Origin of the sequence: Cupriavidus gilardii (assembly GCF_017598945.1) — a bacterium.
GTDB classification, from domain to species: Bacteria; Pseudomonadota; Gammaproteobacteria; order Burkholderiales; family Burkholderiaceae; genus Cupriavidus; species Cupriavidus gilardii_E.
In genome coordinates this window covers 162,133-188,633 of the sequence record NZ_JAGFTW010000036.1, presented here as the reverse complement: position 1 = coordinate 188,633, position 26,501 = coordinate 162,133, and the positions used below count along the sequence as shown (strand labels likewise).

Annotated in this window: 23 protein-coding genes; 9 read left to right on the top strand and 14 right to left on the bottom strand. The window is 67.7% G+C overall.

The features are described 5' to 3' along the window. Positions 1-67: 67 nt before the first annotated feature. From yajC to queA, 3 genes are all read right to left on the bottom strand, one after another. A complete protein-coding gene (yajC, locus tag J5T34_RS12735; RefSeq protein ID WP_149316660.1) occupies positions 68-397 on the bottom strand; it encodes a preprotein translocase subunit YajC in 330 nt (109 codons plus the stop codon). A 133-nt stretch (positions 398-530) separates the two neighbouring features. Continuing rightward, complete coding sequence (gene tgt, locus J5T34_RS12730) at positions 531-1,661, bottom strand: tRNA guanosine(34) transglycosylase Tgt (protein WP_208580063.1); 1,131 nt, start codon at positions 1,659-1,661, stop codon at positions 531-533. Between the two features lie 76 nt (positions 1,662-1,737). Beyond that, on the bottom strand, positions 1,738-2,775 hold the full coding sequence (gene queA / locus J5T34_RS12725) for a tRNA preQ1(34) S-adenosylmethionine ribosyltransferase-isomerase QueA (protein WP_208580062.1): 1,038 nt from the start codon (positions 2,773-2,775) through the stop codon (positions 1,738-1,740). Between the two features lie 279 nt (positions 2,776-3,054). Here queA and recG point away from each other — a divergent pair, with 279 nt between their 5' ends. From recG to ubiA, 5 genes are all read left to right on the top strand, one after another. Beyond that, positions 3,055-5,256: an ATP-dependent DNA helicase RecG gene (gene recG, locus J5T34_RS12720; RefSeq protein WP_208580061.1), complete on the top strand. Its 2,202-nt coding sequence runs from the start codon at positions 3,055-3,057 to the stop codon at positions 5,254-5,256. A gap of 282 nt (positions 5,257-5,538) precedes the next feature. Beyond that, entirely contained in the window at positions 5,539-6,489 is a 951-nt protein-coding gene (locus J5T34_RS12715) for a LysR substrate-binding domain-containing protein (RefSeq protein WP_208580060.1), read from the top strand. A gap of 458 nt (positions 6,490-6,947) precedes the next feature. Further along, entirely contained in the window at positions 6,948-8,405 is a 1,458-nt protein-coding gene (locus J5T34_RS12710) for a catalase (RefSeq protein ID WP_208580059.1), read from the top strand. 159 nt (positions 8,406-8,564) lie between these two features. Continuing rightward, positions 8,565-9,050 (top strand): Dps family protein, encoded by a 486-nt coding sequence (locus J5T34_RS12705; RefSeq protein WP_006577618.1) that lies wholly within the window; start codon positions 8,565-8,567, stop codon positions 9,048-9,050. A gap of 173 nt (positions 9,051-9,223) precedes the next feature. Continuing rightward, the gene (gene ubiA / locus J5T34_RS12700; protein ID WP_208580058.1) at positions 9,224-10,081 is read left to right on the top strand and encodes a 4-hydroxybenzoate octaprenyltransferase; all 858 of its coding nucleotides are present in this window, start codon (positions 9,224-9,226) and stop codon (positions 10,079-10,081) included. An 81-nt stretch (positions 10,082-10,162) separates the two neighbouring features. Here ubiA and proC read toward each other — a convergent pair whose 3' ends face one another. Both proC and J5T34_RS12690 read right to left on the bottom strand, forming a co-directional pair. Beyond that, the gene (gene proC / locus J5T34_RS12695) at positions 10,163-11,002 is read right to left on the bottom strand and encodes a pyrroline-5-carboxylate reductase (RefSeq protein ID WP_208580057.1); all 840 of its coding nucleotides are present in this window, start codon (positions 11,000-11,002) and stop codon (positions 10,163-10,165) included. A 55-nt stretch (positions 11,003-11,057) separates the two neighbouring features. Beyond that, positions 11,058-11,756, bottom strand: a complete 699-nt coding sequence (locus J5T34_RS12690) for a YggS family pyridoxal phosphate-dependent enzyme (RefSeq protein ID WP_208580056.1) — start codon at positions 11,754-11,756, stop codon at positions 11,058-11,060. 95 nt (positions 11,757-11,851) lie between these two features. Here J5T34_RS12690 and J5T34_RS12685 point away from each other — a divergent pair, with 95 nt between their 5' ends. Continuing rightward, a complete protein-coding gene (locus tag J5T34_RS12685) occupies positions 11,852-12,346 on the top strand; it encodes a glutathione peroxidase (RefSeq protein WP_208580055.1) in 495 nt (164 codons plus the stop codon). Positions 12,347-12,381: 35 nt separating this feature from the next. Here J5T34_RS12685 and J5T34_RS12680 read toward each other — a convergent pair whose 3' ends face one another. The 8 genes from J5T34_RS12680 to J5T34_RS12645 all read right to left on the bottom strand — a co-directional run bounded on the left by J5T34_RS12680 (position 12,382) and on the right by J5T34_RS12645 (position 21,179). After that, positions 12,382-13,104, bottom strand: coding sequence for an LrgB family protein (locus tag J5T34_RS12680; RefSeq protein ID WP_006578593.1), 723 nt, complete (start codon positions 13,102-13,104; stop codon positions 12,382-12,384). Continuing rightward, on the bottom strand, positions 13,101-13,526 hold the full coding sequence (locus J5T34_RS12675) for a CidA/LrgA family protein (protein ID WP_208580054.1): 426 nt from the start codon (positions 13,524-13,526) through the stop codon (positions 13,101-13,103). Before J5T34_RS12675 ends, J5T34_RS12680 begins: the two co-directional genes overlap by 4 nt. Positions 13,527-13,593: 67 nt before the next feature. Then, positions 13,594-14,838: a glycolate oxidase subunit GlcF gene (gene glcF, locus J5T34_RS12670; protein ID WP_208580053.1), complete on the bottom strand. Its 1,245-nt coding sequence runs from the start codon at positions 14,836-14,838 to the stop codon at positions 13,594-13,596. A 101-nt stretch (positions 14,839-14,939) separates the two neighbouring features. Continuing rightward, positions 14,940-16,046, bottom strand: a complete 1,107-nt coding sequence (gene glcE, locus J5T34_RS12665) for a glycolate oxidase subunit GlcE (RefSeq protein ID WP_208580052.1) — start codon at positions 16,044-16,046, stop codon at positions 14,940-14,942. Between the two features lie 150 nt (positions 16,047-16,196). Next, a complete protein-coding gene (locus J5T34_RS12660) occupies positions 16,197-17,141 on the bottom strand; it encodes an ion transporter (RefSeq protein ID WP_208580051.1) in 945 nt (314 codons plus the stop codon). Positions 17,142-17,158: 17 nt separating this feature from the next. Further along, positions 17,159-18,682 carry an FAD-linked oxidase C-terminal domain-containing protein gene (locus J5T34_RS12655; protein ID WP_208580050.1) on the bottom strand — a complete coding sequence of 508 codons (1,524 nt, stop codon included), beginning with the start codon at positions 18,680-18,682 and terminating at the stop codon, positions 17,159-17,161. A 150-nt stretch (positions 18,683-18,832) separates the two neighbouring features. After that, positions 18,833-19,723 carry a LysR substrate-binding domain-containing protein gene (locus J5T34_RS12650; protein WP_208580049.1) on the bottom strand — a complete coding sequence of 297 codons (891 nt, stop codon included), beginning with the start codon at positions 19,721-19,723 and terminating at the stop codon, positions 18,833-18,835. Between the two features lie 37 nt (positions 19,724-19,760). Then, positions 19,761-21,179, bottom strand: a complete 1,419-nt coding sequence (locus J5T34_RS12645; protein WP_208580048.1) for an FAD-binding oxidoreductase — start codon at positions 21,177-21,179, stop codon at positions 19,761-19,763. Between the two features lie 197 nt (positions 21,180-21,376). Between J5T34_RS12645 and J5T34_RS12640 the strand changes: the two genes are divergently transcribed. The 3 genes from J5T34_RS12640 (at position 21,377) to dnaJ (ending at position 25,399) form a co-directional block, all read left to right on the top strand. Next, complete coding sequence (locus tag J5T34_RS12640; protein WP_208580047.1) at positions 21,377-21,928, top strand: cob(I)yrinic acid a,c-diamide adenosyltransferase; 552 nt, start codon at positions 21,377-21,379, stop codon at positions 21,926-21,928. 196 nt (positions 21,929-22,124) lie between these two features. Further along, on the top strand, positions 22,125-24,080 hold the full coding sequence (gene dnaK, locus J5T34_RS12635) for a molecular chaperone DnaK (protein ID WP_208580046.1): 1,956 nt from the start codon (positions 22,125-22,127) through the stop codon (positions 24,078-24,080). 185 nt (positions 24,081-24,265) lie between these two features. Continuing rightward, entirely contained in the window at positions 24,266-25,399 is a 1,134-nt protein-coding gene (gene dnaJ, locus J5T34_RS12630) for a molecular chaperone DnaJ (RefSeq protein WP_208580045.1), read from the top strand. Positions 25,400-25,510: 111 nt separating this feature from the next. On the opposite strand, the gene J5T34_RS12625 is transcribed toward dnaJ, so the two are convergent. Beyond that, positions 25,511-26,338 (bottom strand): hypothetical protein, encoded by an 828-nt coding sequence (locus J5T34_RS12625; protein WP_208580044.1) that lies wholly within the window; start codon positions 26,336-26,338, stop codon positions 25,511-25,513. Positions 26,339-26,501 lie beyond the last annotated feature (163 nt).

The window sequence follows — 26,501 nt, the reverse complement described above, 5'->3', positions numbered from 1 at the left end:
CGGGCACGCTATTGGCGGCGTGCCGGAACCTTGCGGAGAATCCGCAAGGCCTGAGAGAGCGAGGGGCTCAGAGCGCCTTCAGCGAACCCTTGGGCAGCACTGCGGTGACGGCGTTCTTCTGCACCGTGATCTCGGTGCCTTCGGCGATTTCCAGCGTCACATACTGCTCGTTGACCTTGGTGACCCGGCCCAGGATGCCGCCGGCGGTGACGACTTCGTCGTTCTTGGCCAGCGCTTCCAGCATCGCCTTGGCTTCCTTCTGCCGCTTCATCTGCGGGCGGATCATGATGAACCACAGGACCGCGAACATCAGGATGATCGGCAGGAAACTCATCAGGCCACCCGCCGCGCCGCCGGCCCCGCCGGCGGTCTGGGCAAAAGCGTTCGAAATCAGCACGTTGCTTCTCCGTCACAAATTAGATTCAAGGAATCGGGCATTCTATCACCCGCTTCGGCCGGTTCAGGCGCTTGCGTCGCCCGCCTGGCCAGGCCGGTCTCGCACCGTCGGCGGCGGGGCGCCACAGGCTGGTCTACTGCGTGCCGCGCGCCCGGTCGGCGGCGAACTGGCGGCGGAAGGCGTCGAAGCGGTGCTGCTCGATCGCCTCGCGAATTTCGCGCATCAGCTGCAGGTAGTAATACAGATTGTGGATCGTATTGAGCCGCGCGCCCAGAATTTCTCCGACCCGGTGCAGATGGTGCAGATAGGCCCGCGAGAAATTGCGGCAGGTGTAGCAGCCGCAGCTTTCGTCCAGCGGGCGCGGGTCGTTGCGGTGCGCGGCGTTCTTGATCTTGACGTCGCCGAAGCGGGTAAACAGCCAGCCGTTGCGCGCATTGCGGGTCGGCATCACGCAGTCGAACATGTCGACCCCGGCCGCCACGCCGGCCACCAGATCCTCGGGCGTACCGACCCCCATCAGATAGTGCGGCTTGTCCGCCGGCAGCCGCGGGCCGACGTGTTCGAGCACCCGCATCATGTCTTCCTTGGGCTCGCCGACCGACAACCCGCCGATCGCCAGGCCGTGGAAGCCGAGCTCCGACAGCCCCGCCAGCGATTCGTCGCGCAGGTCCTCGAACATGCCGCCCTGCACGATGCCGAACAGCGCGTTCGGATTGGCTAGCCGCTCGAACTCGTCGCGCGAGCGCCTGGCCCAGCGCAGGCTCATCCGCATCGAGCGCGCCGCCTCCTCGTGCGTGGCCGGCCGGCCCTCGATCTCGTACGGCGTGCATTCGTCGAACTGCATCACGATGTCCGAATTCAGCGTGCGCTGGATCTGCATCGAGATTTCCGGCGACAGGAACAGCTTGTCGCCGTTGACCGGCGAGGCGAAGGTCACGCCGTCCTCGGTGATCTTGCGCAGCTCGCCGAGCGAGAACACCTGGAAGCCGCCCGAGTCCGTCAGGATCGGCTTGTCCCAGCCGACGAAGCGGTGCAGGCCCTGGTGCGTGTCGACGACCTCCAGCCCCGGCCGCAGCCACAGATGGAAGGTATTGCCCAGGATGATCTGCGCGCCGATCTCGTTGAGTTCGAGCGGCGACATCGCCTTGACCGAGCCATAGGTGCCGACCGGCATGAAGATCGGCGTCTCGACCACCCCGTGGTTCAGGGTGACGCGGCCGCGGCGGGCGTTGCCGTCGGTGGTGATCAGTTCGAATTGGAGCATGGCGTACGGTGGCGAAGATTCGGTGGGTCGTGGCGTGCGGCGGGCGGAGCGGCAGGCGCAAGCGCGGGGCAGTGGTTCAGGGCTGGCGATGCAGCAGCATCGCATCGCCATAGCTGAAGAAGCGATAGCGCTGTTCGACCGCATGGCGATAGGCGAGGCGGATCGGCTCGATGCCGGCCAGCGCGGAGACCAGCATCAGCAGCGTCGACTTCGGCAGGTGGAAGTTGGTGATCAGGGCGTCGATCAGCTTGAAGCGATAGCCCGGCGTGATGAAGATGTCGGTGTCGCCGCTGCCGGCCAGCAGCTCGCCCTCCGGCGTCGCGGCCGATTCCAGTGCGCGCAGCGACGTGGTGCCGACCGCGATCACGCGGCCGCCGGCAGCGCGGGTGTCGCGCACCGCCTGCGCCAGTTCCTCCGAGATCGCATACCACTCCGAGTGCATCTTGTGCTCGGCCAGGTTCTCGGTGCGCACCGGCTGGAAGGTGCCGGCGCCGACGTGCAGCGTCAGGAAGGCGCGCCGCACGCCATGGGCATCGAGCCGGGCAAACAGCGCGTCATCGAAATGCAGCCCCGCCGTCGGCGCCGCCACCGCGCCCGGATGGCGGGCATAGACGGTCTGGTAGCGGCTTTCGTCGTAGGCGTCGGGATCGTGCGTGATGTACGGCGGCAGCGGCAGCCGGCCGAAGCGCTCGATCAGATCGAGCGCCGGCTCGGGGAAGCGCAGCGTGAAGAACTGGTCCACGCGCGGGCCGACCGTGACGTCGAACGCGTCGGCCAGCCGCAGCGTGCTGCCTTCGGCCGGCGTTTTCGAGGCGCGCACCTGCGCCAGCACCGTGTCGCTGTCCAGCACGCGCTCGACCAGCACCTCGATCTTGCCGCCGCTGGCCTTGTGGCCGAAGAAGCGGGCCTTGATCACGCGGGTGTCGTTGAACACCAGCAGGTCGTTCGGGCGCAGATAGTCGGTCAGGTCGGCGAAGGCGCGGTCGTCCAGTTCGGTGGCGCCGTCCGCGCCGGTGCGCACGACCAGCAGCCGGCTCGCGCTGCGGTCGGGCAGCGCGGTCTGGGCGATCAGTTCGGGCGGCAGCGGAAAATCGAAATCGGACAGCGTCAGCATAAAAGGACAGGGGCCGGCGCCTCGAAACGAGGCCCGGCGCATACGAAACGGGACGGCAGCAGTTGGGAAACCGCCGGTGGCGCCTGCTGCGCGCGGCGCAGGCATGGGTACAATCGGCGGACCCGCTATTGTAAGGCTTCGGCCGCCAGGCTTGCCGCCGTTGCCGTGATGGCGGGTATTCCGCGGGGGCAACCCGCGGATCCCCGACGGCTCTGCCGTTTCCCACGATCCGATCCGAACCGTCAGGGACGCCGCCGCGTCCCGTCCACCACCGCCTCGATGCCCGTCACCGCCAGCGAACGCAAGCCCGAGCCAGACGACCAGCCGCCAACGCCGAAGCCGGGCGGCAACTCTGCCAAGCCCGCGCAGACCGCGAAATCCGGCAAGCCCGCCGCGCCATCGTCGGCGATGGCCAGGCTCGCCAAGCTCGGACTGAAGCGCGACGTCGACCTGGTGCTGCATCTGCCGATGCGCTACGAGGACGAGACCACGCTGCTGCCGATCCGCGAGGCCGTGCATCGCGCGGGGCTGGGCTTCGCCGTGCAGGTCGAGGGTGAGGTGGTGTCGAACGAGGTCACGCTGCGGCCGCGCCGGCAGCTGGTGGTCCGCATCGCCGACGACAGCGGCGAGCTGACGCTGCGCTTTCTCAATTTCTACGGCAGCCAGGCCAAACAGATGGCCGAAGGGGTCCGGCTGCGGGTGCGCGGCGAGGTGCGGGGCGGCTTCTTCGGTGCCGAGATGATCCATCCGGTGGTGCGCCCGGTGGGCCCCGACGAGCCGCTGCACGATCGCCTGACGCCGGTCTATCCCGCCACGGCCGGCATTTCGCAGGGCTATCTGCGCAAGGCCATCGGCGGGGCGCTGCAGCGCACGCCGCTGCCGGAGACGCTGCCGCGGCCGCTGCTGGACGGCCCGCTGGCGCCGTTGAAGCTGCAGCCGCTGGCCGAGTGCCTGCGCCTGCTGCACGCGCCGCCGCCGCAGGTCGACGAGGCCGCGCTGATCGACCGCTCGCATCCGGCCTGGGTGCGCATCAAATTCGACGAGCTGCTGGCCCAGCAGCTGTCGCTCAAGCGCGCGCAGGCGGCGCGCCGGGCCCGCAACGCGCCGCCGATGCCGCGCCGCGCCGGCGGCCTGCTGGATCGATTCCTGGCCGCGCTGCCGTTTGCGCTGACCGGCGCGCAGCAGCGCGTGGTGCGCGAGATCGCTGCCGACATGGGCGCGCCGCACCCGATGCACCGGCTGCTGCAGGGCGATGTCGGCAGCGGCAAGACCATCGTCGCCGCGCTGGCTGCCTGCCAGGCGATCGACGCCGGCTACCAGGCCGCGCTGATGGCGCCGACCGAGATCCTGGCCGAGCAGCACTACCGCAAGCTGTCCGGCTGGCTGGCGCCGCTGGGCGTCGAGGTCGTATGGCTAGCCGGCAGCCTCAAGAGCCGGGACAAGCGCGAGGCCGTGGCGCGCGTCGAGTCGGGCCAGGCGCAACTGGCGATCGGCACCCATGCGCTGATCCAGGACGCGGTGCGGTTCGCGAAGCTGGGTCTGTCGGTCGTGGACGAGCAGCATCGCTTCGGCGTGGCGCAGCGGCTGGCCCTGCGCGGCAAGGCGGAAGGGACGGAAGGGGCGGAACAGCGCGGCGCCGGCACCGATGAACCCGCCACCGTGCCGCACCAGCTGATGATGTCGGCCACGCCGATCCCGCGCACGCTGGCGATGACCTACTACGCCGACCTCGACGTGTCGGTGATCGACGAACTGCCGCCCGGCCGCAGCCCGGTGGTTACCCGGCTGGTCAACGACGCGCGCCGCGACGAGGTGATCGAGCGCGTGCACCATGCCGCGGCGCAGGGCCGGCAGGTCTATTGGGTCTGTCCGCTGATCGAGGAGAGCGAGGCGCTGCAGCTGCAGACCGCGCAGGAGACCTACGAAACGCTGGCTGCCGCCTTGCCCGATCTGAAGGTGGGATTGGTCCATGGCCGCTTGCCGCCGGCCGAGAAGGCCGCAGTGATGGACGCGTTCTCGTCCAATCAGCTGCAGGTGCTGGTGGCCACCACGGTGATCGAGGTGGGCGTCGACGTGCCCAACGCCTCGCTGATGGTGATCGAGCATGCCGAGCGCTTCGGCCTGGCGCAGCTGCACCAGCTGCGCGGCCGCGTCGGCCGGGGCAGCGCCGAATCGGTCTGCCTGCTGATGTACCAGGCCCCGCTGTCGCCGACCGCCAAGCAGCGGCTGGCGACGATGCGCGAGACCACCGACGGCTTCGAGATCGCGCGCCGCGACCTGCAGATCCGCGGCCCGGGCGAGTTCCTGGGCGCCCGCCAGTCGGGCGAGGCGATGCTGCGCTTTGCCGACCTCGAGACCGACGCCTGGCTGGTCGAGCCGGCGCAGCAGGCCGCCGACCTGCTGCTGAGCCGCTACCCGGAGGCGGCGCAGGCGCATCTGTCGCGCTGGCTCGGCGGGCGGGAGCATTACCTGAAGGCGTGAAATCCGCAGCCTTGGCCGCCCGGGCCGCCGCGGCCGCCGCGGTCGCACTCGGGCGGCAACAGCAGAAGAGCCTCCTGCGCCGCATTGCCGCGCGGCTCTGACAGAACGTCGATTCGAAGGTAAAATCTATCGCTTCTGAAAAGGCGATAATTTGCGAAGCACTTCCGTGACGTGCTTTCGCGGCGATTCGACCGTCTGGCCCCGGCGCCCGCCGTGCCGGGACGCCGTCACAGGCCGTCACGCTGTCGCCCGCTCCACCGCAACCTCCCAAGCCGATACGACATGACGCTGACCGAATTGAAGTACATCGTTGCCGTCGCGCGAGAGCGCCATTTCGGCCGTGCCGCCGAGGCCTGCTTCGTGTCGCAGCCCACGCTGTCGGTGGCGATCAAGAAGCTGGAGGACGAACTGAACGTGCAGATCTTCGAGCGCGGCACCTCCGAGGTGTCGGTGACCGCGGTCGGCGAGCAGATCGTCGCGCAGGCGCAGCGGGTGCTGGAGCAGACCATGGCGATCCGGGAGATCGCCAAGCAGGGCAAGGACCCGCTGGCCGGGCCGCTGCGCGTCGGCGTGATCTACACGATCGGGCCGTATCTGCTGCCGGCGCTGGTCAAGCAGATGATCCACACCGTGCCGCAGATGCCGCTGATGCTGCAGGAGAACTACACGGTCAAGCTGATCGAGCTGCTCAAGCAGGGCGAGATCGACTGCGCGATCATGGCCGAGCCGTTTCCCGACTCCGGCCTGACGGTGCGCCCGCTGTACGACGAGCCCTTCGTCGTCGCCGTGCCGCGCGGCCATCAGCTGGAAAAGGCCGAGCATGTCGCGCCGGACGAACTGAAGCAGCAGACCATGCTGCTGCTGGGCAGCGGCCACTGCTTCCGCGACCATGTGCTGGGCGTCTGCCCCGAACTGTCGCGCTTCTCGCAGGCGGCCGACGGCATCCAGAAGACCTTCGAGGGCTCGTCGCTCGAAACCATCCGCCATATGGTCGCCAGCGGTGTCGGCATTACGGTGCTGCCGCGTACCTCGGTGCCGGACATGCATGCCGGCAACGACCTGCTGTCCTATGTGCCGTTCGCCGAGCCGGTACCCGATCGCCGCGTGGTGCTGGCCTGGCGCAAGAGCTTCACCCGGCTGCCGGCGATGGAAGCGCTGTGCGCCGCGGTGGCGGCCTGCGAACTGCCCGGCGTGCGCAAGCTGACGCCGGACGCGCTGGCCAAGGCGGCCTGACCTTCCCGATCCCTTCCTGTGTTCCTGCCGGCGCGGTGCCATGCCGCCGCGCCTGCTGTATTCCTCCCCCGCAGTGTTCCCAGCCGGCCTTCGCCGCCTTGTTAGCTTTACGCTATATCATAGTTTTAAATAATTAAATTCTCATACCAATAGGTGATTGTTAAACTCCTTCCATCGACGCACGATACCGCTCGCAGAAGGAGTCAGCATGAACCGCAACCGTCCCTCGCCGTTGCCCGTCCCGGGTGCCGTCTGGCGCGACCTGCGCCGTCAACTGACCGGCTGCCTGGCCTGTTTCGCCACCGTCTATTGACGGCGGGTCAGCGAGGCCGTCTGCGGCAGCCGCCGTCACGGTGGCAACGCAATGGCCGCGTAGTCTCACGGCCAGCCCTGGCAGTCAGCCGCACCGGTTTCGTTGCATTTCCGTCTTCCCGCATCCCCCACAAGCAGAGGTCACGATGAGCAAGGACAAGGACACCAAGGACATCCTCACCACCGCCGCCGGCGCACCGGTCGCCGACAACCAGAATTCGCTGACCGCCGGCGTGCGCGGACCGATGCTGCTGCAGGACGTCTGGTTCCTGGAAAAGCTCGCGCACTTCGACCGCGAGGTCATCCCCGAGCGCCGCGTGCACGCGAAGGGCTCGGGCGCCCACGGCACCTTCACCGTGACGCACGACATCACGCAGTACACCAAGGCGTCGATCTTTGCCGAGGTCGGCAAGCAGACCCCGCTGTTCATCCGCTTCTCGACGGTGGCCGGCGAGCGCGGCGCCGCCGATGCCGAGCGCGACGTGCGCGGCTTCTCGGTCAAGTTCTATACCGACGAGGGCAACTGGGACGTGGTGGGCAACAACACGCCGGTGTTCTTCGTCCGCGATCCGCTCAAGTTCCCCGACTTCATCCACACGCAGAAGCGCAATCCGCGCACCAATCTGCGCGATCCGATCGCGGTGTGGGACTTCTGGTCGCGCCATCCCGAATCGCTGCACCAGGTCACGATCCTGATGAGCGATCGCGGCCTGCCGCAGAACTACCGGCAGATGCACGGCTTCGGCTCGCACACCTACTCGTTCATCAACGCGGCGGGCGAGCGCTTCTGGGTCAAGTTCCACTTCAAGTCGCAGCAGGGCATCGCCAACTGGACCAACGACGAAGCGGCGAAGGTGGTGGCCGGGGACCGCGAGAGCGCGCAGCGCGACCTGTACGAGAACATCGAGCAAGGCAATTACCCGCGCTGGAAGCTGCAGGTGCAGATCATGCCGGAGGCGGACGCGGCGACGTATCGCATCAACCCGTTCGATCTGACCAAGGTCTGGCCGCATGCCGACTACCCGCTGATCGACGTCGGCGTGCTGGAACTGAACCGCAATCCGGACAACTACTTCGCCGAGGTCGAGCAGGTGGCGATGAACCCGTCCAACATCGTGCCGGGCATCGGCTTCTCGCCGGACCGGATGCTGCAGGGGCGGCTGTTCTCGTACGGCGACACGCAGCGCTACCGGCTGGGCGTCAACCATCACCAGATCCCGGTCAACGCGCCGAAATGCCCGTTCCACAACAGCTTCCATCGCGACGGGGCGATGCGCGTCGACGGCAACCAGGGCAGCAAGCTGAACTACGAGCCGAACCGGCAGGGCGCCTTCGCCGCGGGCGAGCGCGCGGTCGAGCCGCCGCTGGCGGTGGGCGCGGTGGCGGACCGCTTCGACCATCGCGCGGACGACGACGATTACTACAGCCAGCCGCGCGCGCTGTTCCAGCTGTTCGACGACGGCCAGCGCCAGCGCCTGTTCGGCAATATCGCGGCGGCAATGCAGGGCGTGCCGGCCGATATCGTGCAGGTCCAGCTCGAGCACTTCCGCCGGATCGATCCGGCCTACGCGGCGGGGGTGGAGCGGGCGCTGAACGTACGCTGAAGGCCGGCGCAGGGCGCCTGAACGGGCGGCGCGGGTTTGTCCGCGCTCCCGTTCGGATGCCATAATGCGAAGCCGGGGCCGCTGGCGAAGACGCTGGCGGCCCCCGTCGCATTTTTTCCGCAGTTAGTCGTGGCCACATCAGAACGGAGCGTATCGATCATGGCGAAGAAGAACGAGATGAGCGTGAACATCGGGATTTCGGACAAGGACCGCAAGAAGATCGCCGAGGGCCTGTCCAAGCTGCTGGCGGACACCTACACGCTTTATCTGAAGACGCACAACTTCCACTGGAACGTCACCGGCCCGATGTTCAACACGCTGCATCTGATGTTCGAGACGCAGTACAACGAACTGGCGCTGGCCGTGGACTCGATTGCCGAGCGCATCCGCGCGCTGGGCTATCCGGCACCGGGCACCTACAAGGAATACGCGCGGCTGTCGTCGATCCAGGAGGAAGAGGGCGTGCCCGAGGCCACCGAGATGATCCGCAAGCTGGTCGAGGGCCAGGAAGCCGTGGTGCGCACCGCGCGCTCGATCTTCCCGCTGGTCGAGGCCGCCGCCGACGAGCCGTCCGCCGACCTGCTGACCCAGCGCATGCAGACGCACGAAAAGACCGCATGGATGCTGCGTTCGATGCTCGCCTGAGCGGACTCACATCGTGACGATGCGCCGCCGCAGCGCCGGCGGCGTATCGTTCCAGCTTGCAGCAGGGGCCTCGCCAGGGGCAATCGAACCTGACCGCAACCGCTGGCCTCGCCTCGATCCCACTTCCTGCCGCCTCGCCCGTGCCGCTGTCCCGCTCCCACCGACCGACCCCGATGCTCGAACGTCTCGCCCTGTACGCACGCCTGGTGCGCATCGACAAGCCGATCGGCACGCTGCTGCTGCTGTGGCCGACCTTGTGGGCGCTGTGGATGGCCGCCGGCGGGCCGCCGCCGTGGCCGATCTTCTGGATCTTCGTGGTCGGCACCTTCCTGATGCGCTCGGCCGGCTGCGCAATGAACGACTGGGCCGACCGCGACTTCGACAGGCACGTGAAGCGCACCCGCGAACGGCCGCTGACGGCCGGGCGCATTCAGCCCTGGGAGGCGCTGGCGGTGGCCGGCACGCTCGCCGTGCTCGCCTTCCTGCTGATCCTGCCGCTGAACGCGCTGACCAAATGGTTGTCGGTGGTGGCGGTGATCGTCGCCGCGACTTATCCCTTCTTCAAGCGCTTCTTCGCGATTCCGCAGGCGTATCTCGGCATCGCGTTCGGCTTCGGCATCCCGATGGCCTTCGCCGCCGTGCAGCAGCAGGTGCCGCCGGTGGCCTGGCTGATGCTGCTGGCCAATGTGTTCTGGTCGGTCGCCTACGACACCGCCTACGCGATGGTCGACCGCGACGACGATCTGCTGATCGGCATGAAGACCTCGGCGATCACGTTCGGCCGCTTCGATGTCGCGGCGATCATGATTTGCTACGCCGGCTTCCTGGCGCTGATGGCGCTGGCCGGCAGCATGCTGGGGCTGGGCTGGCCGTACTGGCTCGGCCTGGCGGCCGCCGCGGTGACGGCCCTGTACCACTACACGCTGATCCGGGGGCGCGACCGCATGCAGTGCTTCGCGGCGTTCCGCCACAACAACTGGCTGGGCGCCTGGGTGTTTGCCGGCACCGCGCTGGCCTACGCGCTGCGGTAGATCTTGTCGTTCCCGCGCAGGCGGGAACCCGGTGACTTCCCACGCCGCCGGATCCCGGCCTGCGCGGGGACGCCAGCGATATCAGCCTTCCTTGCCGAACTCGTCGCCCATTTCCGCGCCGCGCGCCGCGGCGGCATGCACGGCCTTGACGAAGGCATCGCCGACCCCGGACTGCTCCAGCACCGTCAACGCCGCGTAGGTGGTGCCGCCCTTCGACGTCACGCGCTCGCGCAATGTCGACACCGGCTCGCTCGATTGCGCCGCCAGCGCGGCCGCGCCGCGGAACGTCTCGATCGCCAGCTGGCGGCCTTGCGCGGCGGTCAGGCCCAGCTCGGCGGCGGCGCGCTCCATCGCTTCGATCACGTAGAACACATAGGCCGGGCCGCTGCCCGAGACCGCGGTGACCGCGTCCATCTGCGCATCGTTGTCGAGCCACACGCATTGACCGACCGCCTCGGCCAATGCCGTGGCGATGGCGCGGTCCTCGGCCGACAGGCTGGCCGGCGCGCTCAAGCCCGTCATGCCCTTGCCGGCCAGCGCCGGCGTGTTCGGCATCGACCGTACCACGCGGGCATGACCGCCGAGCCAGCGCTGCATGTCGTGCAGACGGATGCCGGCGGCCACGCTGATCACCAGGCTGCGGCCGCCGGCGGTGCGCAGCTGCGGCAGCAGTTGTTCGGCCGCCTCGCGGAACTGCTGCGGCTTGGTCGCCATCACGATCACATCGCTGCCGGCCAGTTCGACATCGGGCGCCTCGACGGTATGCACGCGCTGCTCGCGGGCCAGCCGTTCGCGCGCCGGCGCGTACGGGTCGGCGACACGGATCGATGTGGGCGGCACGCCGCGCGCGATCAGGCCGCCGATCAGGGCGGTGGCAAGGTTGCCGCCGCCGACGAAGCCGAAGGTCAGAGTGGTGAGCATGGGTGGGTCTCGCTATGAGTCGGGAATCGAAGAGTCGGAACGTGAACGGCCGGCTTCATGCCGGGCGCGGGCGGGCGCCGAAGATCGCGGTGCCGACGCGCACGATGGTCGCGCCTTCGGCCACCGCCGCTTCGAGATCGCCGGACATGCCCATCGACAGCGTGTCGACCGCCAGCCCGTCCTCGCGCAGCGTGGCCAGCAACGCGCGTAGCGCGGCGAAGGGGCGGCGCTGCGCCGCGATATCGTCGGCGGGCTCGGGAATCGCCATCAGCCCGCGCAGATGCAGATTGGGCAGCGGCGCGATGGCGCGTGCGAGAGGCAGCACGTCCGCCGGCGCCACGCCGCTCTTGCTGGCCTCGCCGCTGATATTGACCTGGATGCAGACCTGCAGCGGTCCCATCGAAGCCGGGCGTTGCGCCGACAGCCGCTCGGCGATGCGCAGGCGGTCGACCGAATGCACCCAGTCGAAGTGCTCGGCGACCGCGCGCGTCTTGTTGCTTTGCAAAGGACCGATGAAGTGCCACGACAGCTGCTCGCGCAGCGATGCCAGCGCGGCGATCTTGTCCAGGCCCTCCTGCACGTAGTTCTCGCCGAAGGCCCGCTGGCCGGCGTCGAAGGCCTCGCGTACCGCCGTGGGGGGAAAGGTCTTGGACACCGCCAGCAGCGAGACCTCGCCGGTGGATCGGCCCGCCTCGAGTTCGGCGGCGGCAAGGCGCCGGCGCACGGTTTGGAGATTGGCGGCTATGACCGGCATGGTTCGGCAGGCAAACATCAAAAGAAACGGTTGGCAACGAGGGGTAGGCCATTATAGTGTTTGCTCCCCAACCCGTTCGCCGACAGGAACACGCCATGGACAACGTCTACCAGTTCACCGCCGAATCGCTGGCCGGCCAACCGGTGTCGCTCTCGCAGTTCGAGGGCAAGGTGCTGCTGATCGTCAATACCGCCAGCGAATGCGGCTTCACGCCGCAATACGCCGGCCTGCAGAAGCTGCACGAGCGCCATGCGGGACGGGGTTTCGCGGTGCTCGGCTTTCCGTGCAACCAGTTCGGCAAGCAGGAGCCCGGCGATGCGCAGCAGATCGGCCAGTTCTGCGAATCGCGTTTCCAGGTCAGCTTCCCGATGTTCGCCAAGATCGACGTCAACGGCACCAACGCGCATCCGCTGTATCGCTGGCTGACCGCGCAGAAACCCGGCCTGCTGGGCATCGAGGCGATCAAGTGGAACTTCACCAAGTTCCTGCTGCGCCGCGACGGCACGGTGTACAAGCGCTACGCGCCGACCACCAGGCCCGAGGACATCGAGGCCGATATCGAGACGCTGCTGGCCGACCCGGCGGGCTGAAGCCGCACCGGCCGGCGCCCGCGCTCAGTCCCGAATCAGCGCGGCATCCATGTCGCCAGCAAGGGCACCAGCACCGCGGTCAGCACGCCGTTCAGGCCCATGCCGAGCGCGGCAAAGGCGCCGGCCTCCTGATTGACCTGGAAGGCGCGCGCGGTACCGATGCCGTGCGCCGCCAGGCCGGTGGCGAAGCCCCGCACGCTGTAGTCGCGCATGCCAAGCAGGTTCAGGATCTTGGTCGCGCTGATCGCGCCGATGATGCCGGTGCCCATCACCAGCACGGCGGTCAGCGACGGCAGGCCGCCGATCTTCTCGGCCACGCCCATCGCGATCGGAATGGTCACGGACTTGGGCGCCAGCGAGCGCACCACTTCGGGAGAGGCGCCGAGCAGCCAGGCGATGCCGACCGCCGACACCACCGCCACCAGCGAGCCCGCGAGCAGCCCGCCCAGCAGCGGCAGCACGTGTGCGCGCAGCTTCGGCAACTGCTGGTAGAGCGGCACCGCCAGCGCCACGGTGGCCGGGCCCAGCAGGAAGTGCACGAACTGCGCGCCGTCGAAATAGGTCTGGTACGGCGTGCCGGTCACGGTCAGCACCGCGACCAGCAGCGCCACCGAGATCATCACCGGATTGGCCAGCGGCGAGAAACGCGCGCGTTCGTAGATGCGGAAGGCGAACACATAGGCCAGCAGCGTCGCGGTCAGCCCGAGCAGCGGGCTGGCGGCCAGATAGACCCAGATCTCGTTCAGGCGCGGCGTCATCGCGTCTCTCGCGCGTCGGTTGCGGCAGGGTCCGCGGCGGGACCCGCGGCACCGGTGGCACCGGTGGCACCGGTGGGGGAGTCCGGCGGTTTGCGCATCAGCGCGCGCGTGACCAGCGCGGTGGTGGCGATCGCGAGCCACGTCGACAGCACCAGCGCGACGATGATCGGCATCCATTCGCCGCCGATGCGGCTGCCGTGCACCATGATGCCGACGCCGGCCGGCACGAACAGTAGCGACAGATGCTTGAGCAGTTCGGCGGTGGTGCCCTGGATGATCGCCAGCAGGCGATCGTCGATCGCGAGCCAGCAGAACAGCAGGATCATGCCGATCACGGGACCGGGCACGGGCAGGCGCAGCGCGTAGCTGAACACCTCGCCCACGGATTGAAATACCAGCAGGATGGCAAGCGTCTGGAGCATGCGAGGGGCAGGTTGGTCGGCCAGGCGGAATCACCGCGATTCCGCCGGCGGCAGCCCCCGCGCACCGTCAACCGAGCATGCGATCCACCAGTTCGATCCAGTGCAGCACCGGCGTCTGCGTGCCGCTTTGCAGATGGGTGATGCAGCCGATATTGGCGGACACGATGGTGTCCGGCTGCGTGGCCTGCAGTTTCGCGAGCTTGTCGTCGCGCAGGCGATAGGCCAGATCCGGCTGCAACACCGAATAGGTGCCCGCCGATCCGCAGCACAGGTGGCTGTCAGCGCAGAGTTTGACCTCCACGCCGAGTGCGGTCAAGAGCGCCTCGACCTTGCCGCGAATCTGCTGGCCGTGCTGCAGCGTGCAGGGCGGGTGCCAGGCGACCCGCTGCGCGGGCGGCGGCGCGGCCTGCGCCAGGCGCTGCAGCGGCTCCGCGAACGCGGGCAGCAGCTCGGACACGTCGCGCGTCAGCGCCGAGATGCGCGCCGCGCGCTCGGCGTACCTGGGATCGTGGCGCAGCAGATGGCCGTACTCCTTGACCATCACGCCGCAGCCCGACGCATTCATCACGATCGCCTCGGCGCCCGCTTCGACATGCGGCCACCACGCATCGATATTGCGGCGCATATTGTCGAGCCCGCCTGCATGATCGCCATTGTGGTAGCGGATTGCCCCGCAACAACCAGCCTCGGGCGCGACCACCATCTGCACGTCGAGACGATCGAACACGCGCGCGGTCGCGGCATTGATGTCGGGCGACATCGACGGCTGCACGCAACCGGCCAGCAGCAGCATCTTGCGCGCGTGCTCGCGTTGCGGCCAGGCGCCGGCCGGCGCGCCCACCGGCACCTTGTTGCGCAGCACCTCGGGCAGCAGCGGGCGCACCAGCTGGCCCATGCGCATCGCGGCGCCGAACAGGCGCGGGCGCGTCAGCCCTTCGCGCAGCGCCCAGCGCGCGATGCGCTGGCGCGCCGGACGATGCAGGCCCTGTTGGGCGAGCCGTTCGTCGACGACCTGGCGGCCGATATCGACCAGGCGGCCGTACGTCACGCCCGACGGGCAGGTCGATTCGCAGTTGCGGCAGGTCAGGCAACGGTCCAGATGCAGCCGTGTGCTTTCGGTGACCGGGTTGCCCTCGAGCACCTGCTTCATCAGATAGATGCGCCCGCGCGGGCCGTCGAGCTCGTCGCCGAGCAGCTGGTAGGTCGGACAGGTCGCGGTACAGAAGCCGCAGTGCACGCACTTGCCGACGATGGACTTGGCTTCTTCGCCATCGGGCGTGTCGCGGAGGAAATCGGCCAGGGTCGTTTGCATGATAGGGACCAGAGTGGTTGTCGCGCCGGCTTGTCGATTGCTTTTGTCGTTGTGGCTTGCCGAGGCGGTTGTGTCAGCGAATGGCGGAGAGGACCGCGGGTTCAGAGCTCCGGATACAGCCGCCCCGGATTGAAGATGCCCGCCGGATCGAAGGCCGCCTTCAGCCGCGCATGGATCGCCATCAGCGGCGCCGACTGCGGCGTGAACACGCCCTCGGACTTGTCGCCGTTGCGCAGCAGCGTCGCGTGGCCGCCCGCGGCCTGCGCGATCGCGCGGACCTGCGCGGCGGGCACCGGCTGCGCGGGGATCCACCAGCGCTGGCCGCCGCCCCATTCGATCAGCTGCGTGCCGCCTGCGGCCGCAGGCAGGGCCAGCGGCGCCGCCGTGGTCGGCACCGCCAGACGCCACAGCGGCGCACCGGCGTGGCACGGCGCGAAGAACGGATGGGTCTGCTCGCGCAGCGCCTGCCACAGGGCCTGCGCGTCGCCTTGTTCGATGGCGTCTCCGCCGAGGCGCTCACGGGCCGCGCGCAATGCCGCCGATGCGCCCGAGAGCCGTACATGCAGCACGCCGTCGTGCCAGACCGACGCGGCGATCGGCAGCGGCTGTCCGCCCCACGCGTTGATGCGCTCGAGCGCGTCGGCTTCGCTCAGCTCGAAGCGCAACGTGGCGTCGTCGAACGGCACCGGCAGCACCTTCAGCGAGACTTCCAGAATCAGCCCCAGCGTGCCGAGCGACCCGGCAATCAGCCGCGAGACATCGTAGCCGGCGACGTTCTTCATCACCTGGCCGCCGAACTGCAGCGTATCGCCACGGCCATCCATCATCTGCACACCGAGCACGAAATCGCGCAGCGCACCGACCGACTGCCGGCGCGGACCGGAGAGCCCGGCAGCGACCGCGCCGCCCAGCGTCGCGCGGCTGATGCCGTCGGCGCCGGCGAAGTGCGGCGGCTCGAAGGCCAGCATCTGGCGGCGTTCGGCCAGCGTCGCCTCGATCTCCGCCAGCGGCGTGCCGCAGCGCGCGGTGATCACCAGCTCCGCAGGGTCGTAGTCGACGATGCCGGCATGGCCGCGCGTGTCGACGACCTCGCCGATGGGCGGCTGGCCGTAGAAGTCCTTGCTGCCGCCGCCGGTGAAGCGCAGCGGCGTACGGCTGGCGGCGGCGTGCCGGATGGCATCGCGGAAGGCGTCGAGCTTGTCTTGCATGGCGTTGGCAGGGATGGCTAGGGTTCCGGTTTTCTGGGGTTCGGGGCGCTCTGCGGGCCGGATGCGGCGGTCCTGCTCCGGTCATGCGGCCGCGCCGGCGGGCGCTCTCGCTCTCTTGTTCTCGCGTTCTCTTGTCCGCGCTGCAGGGCGTCAGGCGTTGTCGCCGACCTCGACCTGATAGGGCGGCAGCTTCTTGCCGCAGTGCTTGCAATAGGAGGCGTCGGGGTCGTGCCCCTCGGTCAGGCAGTGCACGCAGGTACGCGTCGTCAGCGGGCGCCGGATGATGCTGGCGGCCAGTTCGGCGCCGACGATGCCGGTCGGGAAGGCGATGATGCCGTAGCCGAGCAGGATGGTCAGCGAGGTAATGAACTGGCCGATGGCGGTCTTCGGCACCATGTCGCCGTAGCCGGTGGTGGTCAGCGTCACCACCGCCCAGTACATGCTGCGCGGAATGCTGTTGAAGCCGTTCTCCGGTCCTTCGACCACGTACATCACGGTGCCGAGGATCACGGTGATGATGAACACGGTGCCGAGGAAGACCGAGATCTTGCGCCGGCTGTTGGCCAACGCGCGATAGAGGATCTGCGCTTCCTCGAAGTAGACCGTCAGCTTCAGGATCCGGAACACGCGCAGCAGCCGCAGCAGGCGCACGTCGATCAGGAAGGCCAGCTCCGGCATGAAGAAGGCCAGCCAGGTCGGCATGATCGAGATGAAGTCGATGATGCCGAAGAAGCTGAACACATAGCGCAGCCGCCGCCGTACCACCAGGATGCGCATCACGTATTCAGCGGTGAACAACAGCGTGAACATCCACTCGAGCACGGTGAAGCCCACGCCGAGCCGCGCGTGGATCGCCGGCACGCTGTCGAACATCACCACCAGCACGCTGGCGACGATGGCGAGCAGCAGCGCGACATCGAACTGCCGGCCCTCGCGCGTATCGGCCTCGAAGATGATGGTGTACCAGCGCTGTCGCCAGCCGGTGTCCGGCTTGCCCAGATACTGGCGCACGTACGCTTCCTGACGGCGGCGCGGATCGTCGCGCTGCGCCTGACGGGGGCCGTCGTTGCGGGGAGCTTGGCGGTAGTTGGCCATCGGCGTGCGGGCGTCGCTCAGAAGCGGGGCAGGTCCGGATGCGGCAGCACGCCGCGGCGCACGTGCATCTTGCCGTATTCGGCGCAGCGCGCCAGCGTCGGAATGGCCTTGTCCGGGTTGAGCAGCCGGGCCGGGTCGAAGGCCGCCTTGACGCGCAGGAACGCCTCGCGCTCCTCCGGCGCGAACTGCACGCACATCGAATTGAGCTTCTCGACGCCGACCCCGTGCTCGCCGGTCACGGTGCCGCCGAGTTCCACGCAGGTCTCCAGGATGTCGGCGCCGAACAGCTCGGCGCGCTGCCATTCGTCATGGTCCGCGCCATCGAACAGGATCAGCGGATGCATGTTGCCGTCGCCGGCATGGAACACGTTGATGCAGCGCAGGCCGTACTTGTGCTCCATCTGCTCGATGCGCTTGAGCAGCGTGCCGATGTGCTTGCGCGGGATGGTGCCGTCCATGCAGTAGTAGTCGGGCGAGATCCGGCCCGCGGCGGGGAAGGCGTTCTTGCGGCCGCTCCAGAAGCGCAGCCGCTCGGGCTCGCTTTGCGACACCGCGATGCGGGTCGCGCCGGATGCGCGCAGTACCTCGCTCATGCGCTCGATTTCCTCGGCCACTTCCTCCGGCGTGCCATCGGACTCGCACAGCAGGATCGCCGCCGCGTCCAGGTCGTAGCCGGCATGGACGAATTCCTCGACCGCGGCGGTTGCCGGCTTGTCCATCATCTCCAGCCCGGCCGGGATGATGCCGGCGGCGATCACGTCGGCGACCGCGTTGCCGCCTTTCTCGACGTCGTCGAAGCTGGCCATGATGACCTGCGCCAGCTGCGGCCGCGGCACCAGCTTGACGGTGACCTCGGTGGTGACCGCCAGCATGCCTTCCGAGCCGATCAGTACCGCGAGCAGATCGAGGCCGGGCGCGTCGGGCGCGGCGCTGCCGAACTCGACCACGTCCCCTTCCATCGTCACCGCGCGCACGCGCAGCACGTTATGGACGGTCAGGCCGTATTTCAGGCAATGCACGCCGCCCGAATTCTCGGCGACGTTGCCGCCGATCGTGCAGGCGATCTGGGACGAGGGATCGGGCGCGTAGTACAGGCCGTACGGGGCCGCGGCTTCGGAAATCGCCAGGTTGCGCACGCCCGGCTGGACCACCGCGGTGCGCGAGAGCGGATCGATCGATACGATGCGCTTGAACTTGGCGAGCGACAGCACCACGCCGCTGGCGATCGGCATCGCGCCGCCGGACAGGCTGGTGCCCGCGCCGCGCGGCACCACGGGCACGCGCAGCCGGTGGCACAGCCGCAGGATCGCGATCACCTGTTCCTCGGTATCGGGCAGCACCACCGCGAGCGGCACCTGGCGATAGGCCGCCAGGCCGTCGCATTCATAGGGCACGGTGTCTTCGGGGCGCGTCAGCAGCGCCGGCTCGGGAAGGATGCGCGCGAGTTCGCGCAGCAACTCGGCGGTCTGCTCGGGCGAGAGCGCGGCGGCCAGCGCGGCGGAGGAGGCCGCGGGGATGGCAGCGTCTTGCGGGGCGTTCATGGCGACTCCTGTATGGCCTCGCTGCCGTGGCGGCGCAGGCGAGGCGGGGACGGCAGACTATAGCGCAGGCCATGGCCGCGCAGCCGCCGCCGCACGTGAATTCGGCGCGCCGCGCCGATCAAAACCGCTCATGCCGCCACGGCACCGGCCTTACCACTCCAGGCTGAGCAGCCAGTCGACGAAGTAGCGGGCCTCGGGCTTGAGCGGCGCCTGTTCGCGCTCGACGATGTAGTAGCCATGCGGCGACTCCGATTCGATATCGAGCAGTCGCACCATTTGCCCCAGCGACAGCCAGTGCCGCGCCATGCGCTGGCGCACCAGGGCCACGCCCTGGTTCGAGGCGACCGCCTCCAGCATGAAGCCGATGTCGTTGAACTGCGGGCCGCTCTGCGGCTCGGGCCAGTCCAGCCCCGCGGTCTCGAACCACGGCTTCCACGGCTCCAGCGGACTGCGCAGCAGCACCAGATTGGCCAGGTGCTCGGGGCGCGTGATCGAGCGTCCGTCGATCCGTTCATAGTACTCGCGCCCGCAGGCCGGAAACACCGGCTCCACCAGCAGCCGCGTGGTCTTCAGGTCCGGATAGCGGCCCGTGCCATAGCGGATCTCGACGTCGGTGTCCTCGGCCTTCACATCGAGGAAGGGGATGGCCAGCTGCAGTTCCAGGTCGATGTGCGGATACAGCGTGCCGAACTCGGGCAGCCGCGGCACCAGATGCTGGCGGCCGAAGGTCGGCGGCGTGGCGACCCGCAGCCGCGTGCGCATCTTGTTGTACTCGGGCCGGGCCAGCTCGTTCAGCGACTTGAGGGCGTCCTGCACATCGCGCAGATAGCGCGTGCCGGCCGCGGTCAGCCGCAGCGCGGTGTTGGCGCGCACGAACAGGTCCTCGCCCCACAGCTCCTCGAGATTCTTGATCCGGTGCGACACCGCGCTGGGCGTGACCGACAGCTCCTCGGCTGCGCGGGCGAAGCTGCCCAGCCGCGACGCCGCCTCGAAGGCGATCAGCAGATGGAGCGGCGGGATGCGGTTGAACAGCGCGGCCATGGGGATCGGGATCTCTCTGGGGTTTCGCTCGCGCGACTCAGCGGCTGGGGCGGAAGATCTTGCCCGGATTCAGGATGCCGTTCGGGTCCAGCGCCCGCTTGATCGCGCGCATCACGTCCAGCGCGTCCTCGCCATGCTCGCTGACCAGGAAGTCCATCTTGTGCAGGCCGACGCCGTGCTCGCCGGTGCAGGTACCGCCCATTGCCAGCGCGCGCGCGACGATCGCCGCGTTCAGCGCCTCGGCCTGTTCCAGTTCCTCCGGCTTGTCCGGATCGGTCAGGATCGCCACGTGGAAATTGCCGTCGCCGACGTGGCCAACGATCGGGCAGGGCAGTCCCGAGGCGATCAGGTCGCGCTCGGTCTCGACCACGCAGTCCGCCAGCCGGGAGATCGGCACGCAGACGTCGGTGGTCACCGCGCGGCAGCCCGGCTTGAGCTGCAGCATCGCGAAGTAGGCGGTATGGCGGGCGTTCCACAGCCGGCTGCGGTCTTCCGGCCGCGTCGCCCATTCGAAGCCCTGGCCGCCATGCTCGGCGGTGATCTGCTGCACCGTCTCGGCCTGCTCGCGCACGCCGGCCTCGGTGCCGTGGAATTCGAAGAACAGGTGCGGGCTTTCGGGCAGCGTCAGCCGGTCGTGGCGGTTGATCGCGCGGATCGCCAGCGCGTCGACGAATTCGACCCGCGCCACCGGCACGCCGAGCTGGATGGTATCGATCACGGCCCGCACCGCGCTGCCCATGTCGGGGAAGGCGCAGACCGCGGCCGAGATCGCCTCCGGCTGCGGATACAGGCGCACCGTGATCTCGGTGATGATGCCCAGCGTCCCTTCGCTGCCGACGAACAGCCGGGTCAGGTCGTAGCCGGCCGACGACTTGCGCGCATGCGTGCCGGTCTTGATCACGCGGCCGTCGGCAGTCACCACGGTCAGCGCCAGCACGTTCTCGCGCATGGTGCCGTAGCGCACGGCGTTGGTGCCGGACGCCCGCGTCGCGCACATGCCGCCCAGCGAGGCGTCGGCGCCCGGATCGATCGGGAAGAACAGGCCGGTGTCCTTGATTTCCTGGTTCAGCTGCTTGCGGGTGACGCCGGGCTGCACCGTGACGGTCAGATCCTCCGGCTGGACCGCGATCACCTGGTTCATCTGCGACAGATCCAGGCTGATGCCGCCCGCCACCGCCAGCAGATGCCCCTCCAGCGACGAACCCGCGCCGTAGGGAATCAGCGGCACGCCATGCGTGTTGCACAGCCTGGCCACCTCGGCCACTTCCTCGGTGCTGTGGGCGAAGACCACCGCATCCGGTGCGGCCGGCGGAAACGGCGACTCGTCGCGGCCGTGGTGCTCGCGCACGCCGGCCGAGGTGGTGAAGCGCTCGCCGAAGCGCGCCTGCAGGGCGTCGGCCACCTCCGGAGGCAGCGGACGGCGGGTCAGGGCGGCGTGGGGCGTGGGATGGTTCATGCTGGTCTCCGGCGGGGCTGGGCGGGCTGCGCTGTCCTCGGGGGTTCCCCGGCGGTCGGCCTTCACGGCGACCTGGCGAGCCGCTGCCCGGTGTCTCGATGCGGCCGCGCGGCGTGCGCGGCCCGGTGTTGCGGATCCCGTTATTCTACGCCGCGTGCATGCCGCGCCATAATGCGGGATCGACAGGGAGAACTGCCATGGGCAATCGATTGAGCCGGATCGCCACCCGTACCGGCGATGCGGGCACCACCGGACTGGGCGACGGCAGCCGTACCGGCAAGGACAGCCTGCGCATCGCCGCGATCGGCGAGGTGGACGAACTGAACGCGCAGCTCGGCGTGCTGCTGACCGAGGCGTTGCCCGACGACATCCGCGCGGCGCTGCTGCATATCCAGCACGACCTGTTCGATCTGGGCGGCGAACTGTCGATTCCCGGTTACACCCTGGTCAAGCCGGAGCAGGTGGCCCAGCTCGACGACTGGCTGGCGCACTACAACGCCGATCTGCCGCGGCTGGCCGAATTCATCCTGCCGGGCGGTACCCGCGCCGCGGCGCTGGCCCATGTCTGCCGCACCGTCTGCCGGCGCGCCGAACGGGCGCTGGTCGCGCTCGGTGCCGTCGAAGCGGTCAACGAGGCGCCCCGCCAGTATCTGAACCGCCTGTCCGACCTGCTGTTCGTGCTGGCGCGCGTCGCCAACCGGGCCGGCGGACAGACCGACGTGCAATGGCAACGCGGCCGCGCGAATTGATTTGACATAAGTGACGGTTCGGGCGGATTCTCGCCCCCGGCGGTGCCACGGGTTCGCTCCCGCCCGGCGCCCTAAAAACCAACAAAATTACTCGGATTTGCCGGTTCCGCCCTTGAAAAGGTGCCGGCCGGCCACACTTCGGCCTCAGGTTGAGTTGAGGCCGCGCGGATAGCGATGGCTCAAGAGGAGAGAATAAATGGGTAAGATCATCGGTATCGACCTCGGTACCACCAACAGCTGCGTCGCGATCATGGAGGGCAACACGCCCAAGGTGATCGAGAACTCGGAAGGGGCGCGTACCACCCCCTCGGTCATCGCCTATATGGAAGACGGCGAAATCCTGGTCGGCGCCCCCGCCAAGCGCCAGGCAGTGACCAATCCCCGCAACACCCTGTACGCCGTCAAACGGCTGATCGGCCGCAAGTTCGAAGAGAAGGAAGTCCAGAAGGACATCGGCCTGATGCCGTACTCGATCGTCAAGGCCGACAACGGCGACGCCTGGGTGTCGGTGCGCGATCAGAAGCTGGCCCCGCCGCAAGTGTCGGCAGAAGTGCTGCGCAAGATGAAGAAGACCGCCGAGGACTACCTCGGCGAGCCGGTGACCGAAGCGGTCATCACCGTGCCGGCGTACTTCAACGACGCCCAGCGCCAGGCCACCAAGGACGCGGGCCGCATCGCCGGCCTGGAAGTCAAGCGCATCATCAACGAGCCGACCGCGGCCGCGCTGGCCTTCGGCATGGACAAGAACGAGAAGGGCGACCGCAAGATCGCGGTGTATGACCTCGGCGGCGGTACCTTCGATATCTCGATCATCGAGATTGCGGACGTCGACGGCGAGAAGCAGTTCGAAGTGCTGTCGACCAACGGCGACACCTTCCTCGGCGGCGAGGACTTCGACCAGCGCCTGATCGACTACATCATCGCCGAGTTCAAGAAGGAGCAGGGCGTCGACCTGTCCAAGGACGTGCTCGCGCTGCAGCGCCTGAAGGAAGCCGCCGAAAAGGCCAAGATCGAACTGTCGAGCTCGCAGCAGACCGAAATCAATCTGCCGTACATCACGGCCGATGCCTCGGGTCCGAAGCACTTGAACCTGAAGATCACCCGCGCCAAGTTCGAAGCGCTGGTCGAGGAACTGATCACGCGCACCATCGAACCGTGCCGTACCGCGATCAAGGACGCCGGCGTCAAGGTCAGCGACATCGACGACGTGATCCTGGTCGGCGGCATGACCCGCATGCCCAAGGTACAGGAGCAGGTTCGCGAATTCTTCGGCCGCGAGGCGCGCAAGGACGTGAACCCGGATGAAGCCGTTGCCGTTGGCGCGGCGATCCAGGGCTCGGTGCTGTCCGGCGATCGCAAGGACGTGCTGCTGCTCGACGTGACCCCGCTGTCGCTGGGCATCGAGACGCTGGGCGGCGTGATGACCAAGATGATCACGAAGAACACCACGATTCCGACCAAGCATGCGCAGGTGTTCTCGACGGCCGACGACAACCAGCCGGCCGTGACCATCAAGGTCTACCAGGGCGAGCGCGAGATGGCCAGCGGCAACAAGCTGCTGGGCGAGTTCAATCTCGAAGGCATCGCTCCGGCCCCGCGCGGCATGCCGCAGATCGAGGTGTCGTTCGACATCGACGCCAACGGCATCCTGCACGTCGGCGCCAAGGACAAGGCCACCGGCAAGGAAAACCGGATCACCATCAAGGCGAATTCGGGTCTGTCGGAAGAAGAGATCCAGCGCATGGTCAAGGACGCCGAGGCCAACGCCGAGGAAGACCGCAAGGCCCGCGAACTGGCCGATGCGCGCAACCAGGCCGACGCGCTGGTGCATTCGACCCGCAAGGCGCTGACCGAGTACGGCGACAAGCTCGAGTCGGGCGAGAAGGAAAAGATCGAGGCTGCGATCAAGGAACTGGAAGACGCCGCTCGCGGCGGCGACAAGACCGAGATCGACGCCAAGGTCGCGACGCTGTCCGAGGTCAGCCAGAAGCTGGGCGAGAAGGTCTACGCCGACATGCAGGCCAAGGCGGGCGAGACCGGCGCCGCCGGTGCTGCTGCTGGCGCTGGCGCGGCCGGCGGTGCGCACGAGGCGCAGCCGCAGGACGACAACGTCGTGGATGCCGAGTTCAAGGAAGTCAACGACAAGAAGTAATGCGACGGACATGGGATGGCGCGGGCCTTGCGCCGGCGCCATGCCTGTCCCGACGCCGGGCGGCGGATATCGGACCAAGCGCGGACCTGCGGGCCGGCGCCGTCGGATTTCCCCGCTCGGCTTTTTGCTATTCGTCGACCGGCGCGCATGTGTGCGCGGGTCGGCCAATCAGGGTTTGAGCCACCATGGCAAAACGTGACTACTACGAAGTGCTCGGGGTGGGCAAGAACGCGAGCGACGACGACATCAAGAAGGCGTATCGCAAGCTCGCGATGAAGTACCACCCGGACCGCAATCCTGACAGCAAGGATGCGGAGGAGAAATTCAAGGAGGCCAAGGAGGCCTACGAGATGCTCTCCGATCCCGAAAAGAAGGCGGCCTACGATCAGTACGGCCACGCGGGCGTGGACCCGAACATGGCGGGCGGCTTCGGCGGCGCCCAGGGCTACGGCGGCTTCGCCGAGGCCTTCGGCGATATCTTCGGCGACATCTTCGGCCAGGCAGCCGGCGGGCGGCAACGCGGCGGCCCGCAGGTCTATCGCGGCGCCGACCTGCGCTACAGCATGGAGATTACGCTCGAGCAGGCCGCACACGGCCACGAGGCGCAGATCCGCGTGCCGCACTGGGACGACTGCGATCACTGCCACGGCAACGGCGCCGAGCCCGGCTCGCACGTCGAAACCTGCCCCACCTGCAAAGGCATCGGCCAGGTGCGCGTGTCGCAGGGCTTCTTCACGATGCAACAGACTTGCCCGAAGTGCCACGGCACCGGCAAGTACATCCCCAAGCCGTGCGTCAAATGCCACGGCCAGGGCAAGCTCAAGACGCAGAAGACCCTCGAGGTCAAGATCCCGGCCGGCATCGACGAAGGCATGCGGATCCGCTCGACCGGCAACGGCGAACCGGGCATCAACGGCGGCCCCCCGGGCGACCTCTATGTCGAGGTCCACATCAAGCCGCACCCGGTATTCGAACGCGACGGCGACGATCTGCATTGCCAGATGCCGATCTCGTACGCCACCGCCGCGCTGGGCGGCGACCTCGAAGTGCCGACGCTGAACGGCAAGGCCAGTTTCCCGGTCCCCGAAGGCACCCAGACCGGCCGGACCTTCCGCCTGCGCGGCAAGGGCATCAAGGGCGTCCGCTCCGGCACGCCGGGCGACCTCTACGTGCACGTCAACGTCGAGACGCCGGTCAAGCTGACCGAAGCGCAGAAGGAACTGCTGCGCCAGTTCGACCGCTCGGTCCACGAAGGCGGCTCGCGGCACAGTCCGCAGGAGCAGTCCTGGTTGGATAAGGTGAAGAGCTTTTTTAGCTGAGGCATGTTTCCCCGCGATCCGCGGGAAACAAGAAAAAGCCGCGCCCTTTGTTGGGCGCGGCTTTTTTGTTGGTGTGTGGGTCGTTGTGCTAAGGCCGGATCCGCTGTGCCGTCATACGACGTTGCATAGCAGCGTAGAGCAGCTGCGATCGGGCTTGGACCGTTCAGTGCCCGTTTCCGACTCCTTCGGCTGCGGCGATACCCAGTCGATCCGCTTCGGCTCCACGAAGCGGAAGGATTTGACGTCCTGGCGCCAGGTTCCATTGGGTTCGTAGTCGGGATGCACGACGTGGAAGGTGTCGGCGAAGGCTCGCTTCATCGATTCCTCGTTGTCGAAGGGGCCTAGGACGTTTAGAGATTGTCCCTTCTTTTCTGCAGCCAGCAGGCGGAGCTTGTAGTGGTTTGTCGAGGTGTAAAAGTCGGGGCCTTTTTCCATCCGAGCACAGATCAGCGCGATCCCCTTCTGCAATTCCTGTCGAAGGTGGCTTGTATCTTTTATTAGCAAGCTGTAAGCATCGCAGTAGAAGTGATTGGCCAAGGGCGGAGCCGGAGGCAATACTGGGACGCCGGGAAAGTGGCGTTGTAGAAATCGCCCCTTGGAGCCGTGACCGTATAGCAGCTGGAAATCCTCCATGTCGATTACGCCGTTCAAAAGGCCAGCGACCAGCACAATGTCGTGCATGGAATCATGCAATGGAAGCTCTTGAGCGTCCGTTGCCGAAATTCCTAGGCGCGCGAGGTGATGCGGCTTGATTCCTTCGGGATGGTCCGAGCCTCTTTGTGCGTGTTGAACAAAGAGATCCAGGGTCTCAAAAAAAACCTTGCGCGTTATACGATCGGCAGCGTACGCAGATGCGACCAACAAGATTTCTGGGATGCCTACATGATATATGTGTGCGCCGTGGACGCTCAGGTTGCGGGCTTTCAGAATCTTGAGCATATCGTTCGTTTCCAGACGCTCATGATTCAAGGGTCTACAAGCATTCGCAACTCCCTCAGCTGATTGGCCGCTTGGCGCGATAGCGAATTGTCCTAAGCGCTTTCCTTCTGAGGGCGGTGAATCGATGCAAGTGCGCCTAAAGAAGGCCGAGGCTCGACGCGCA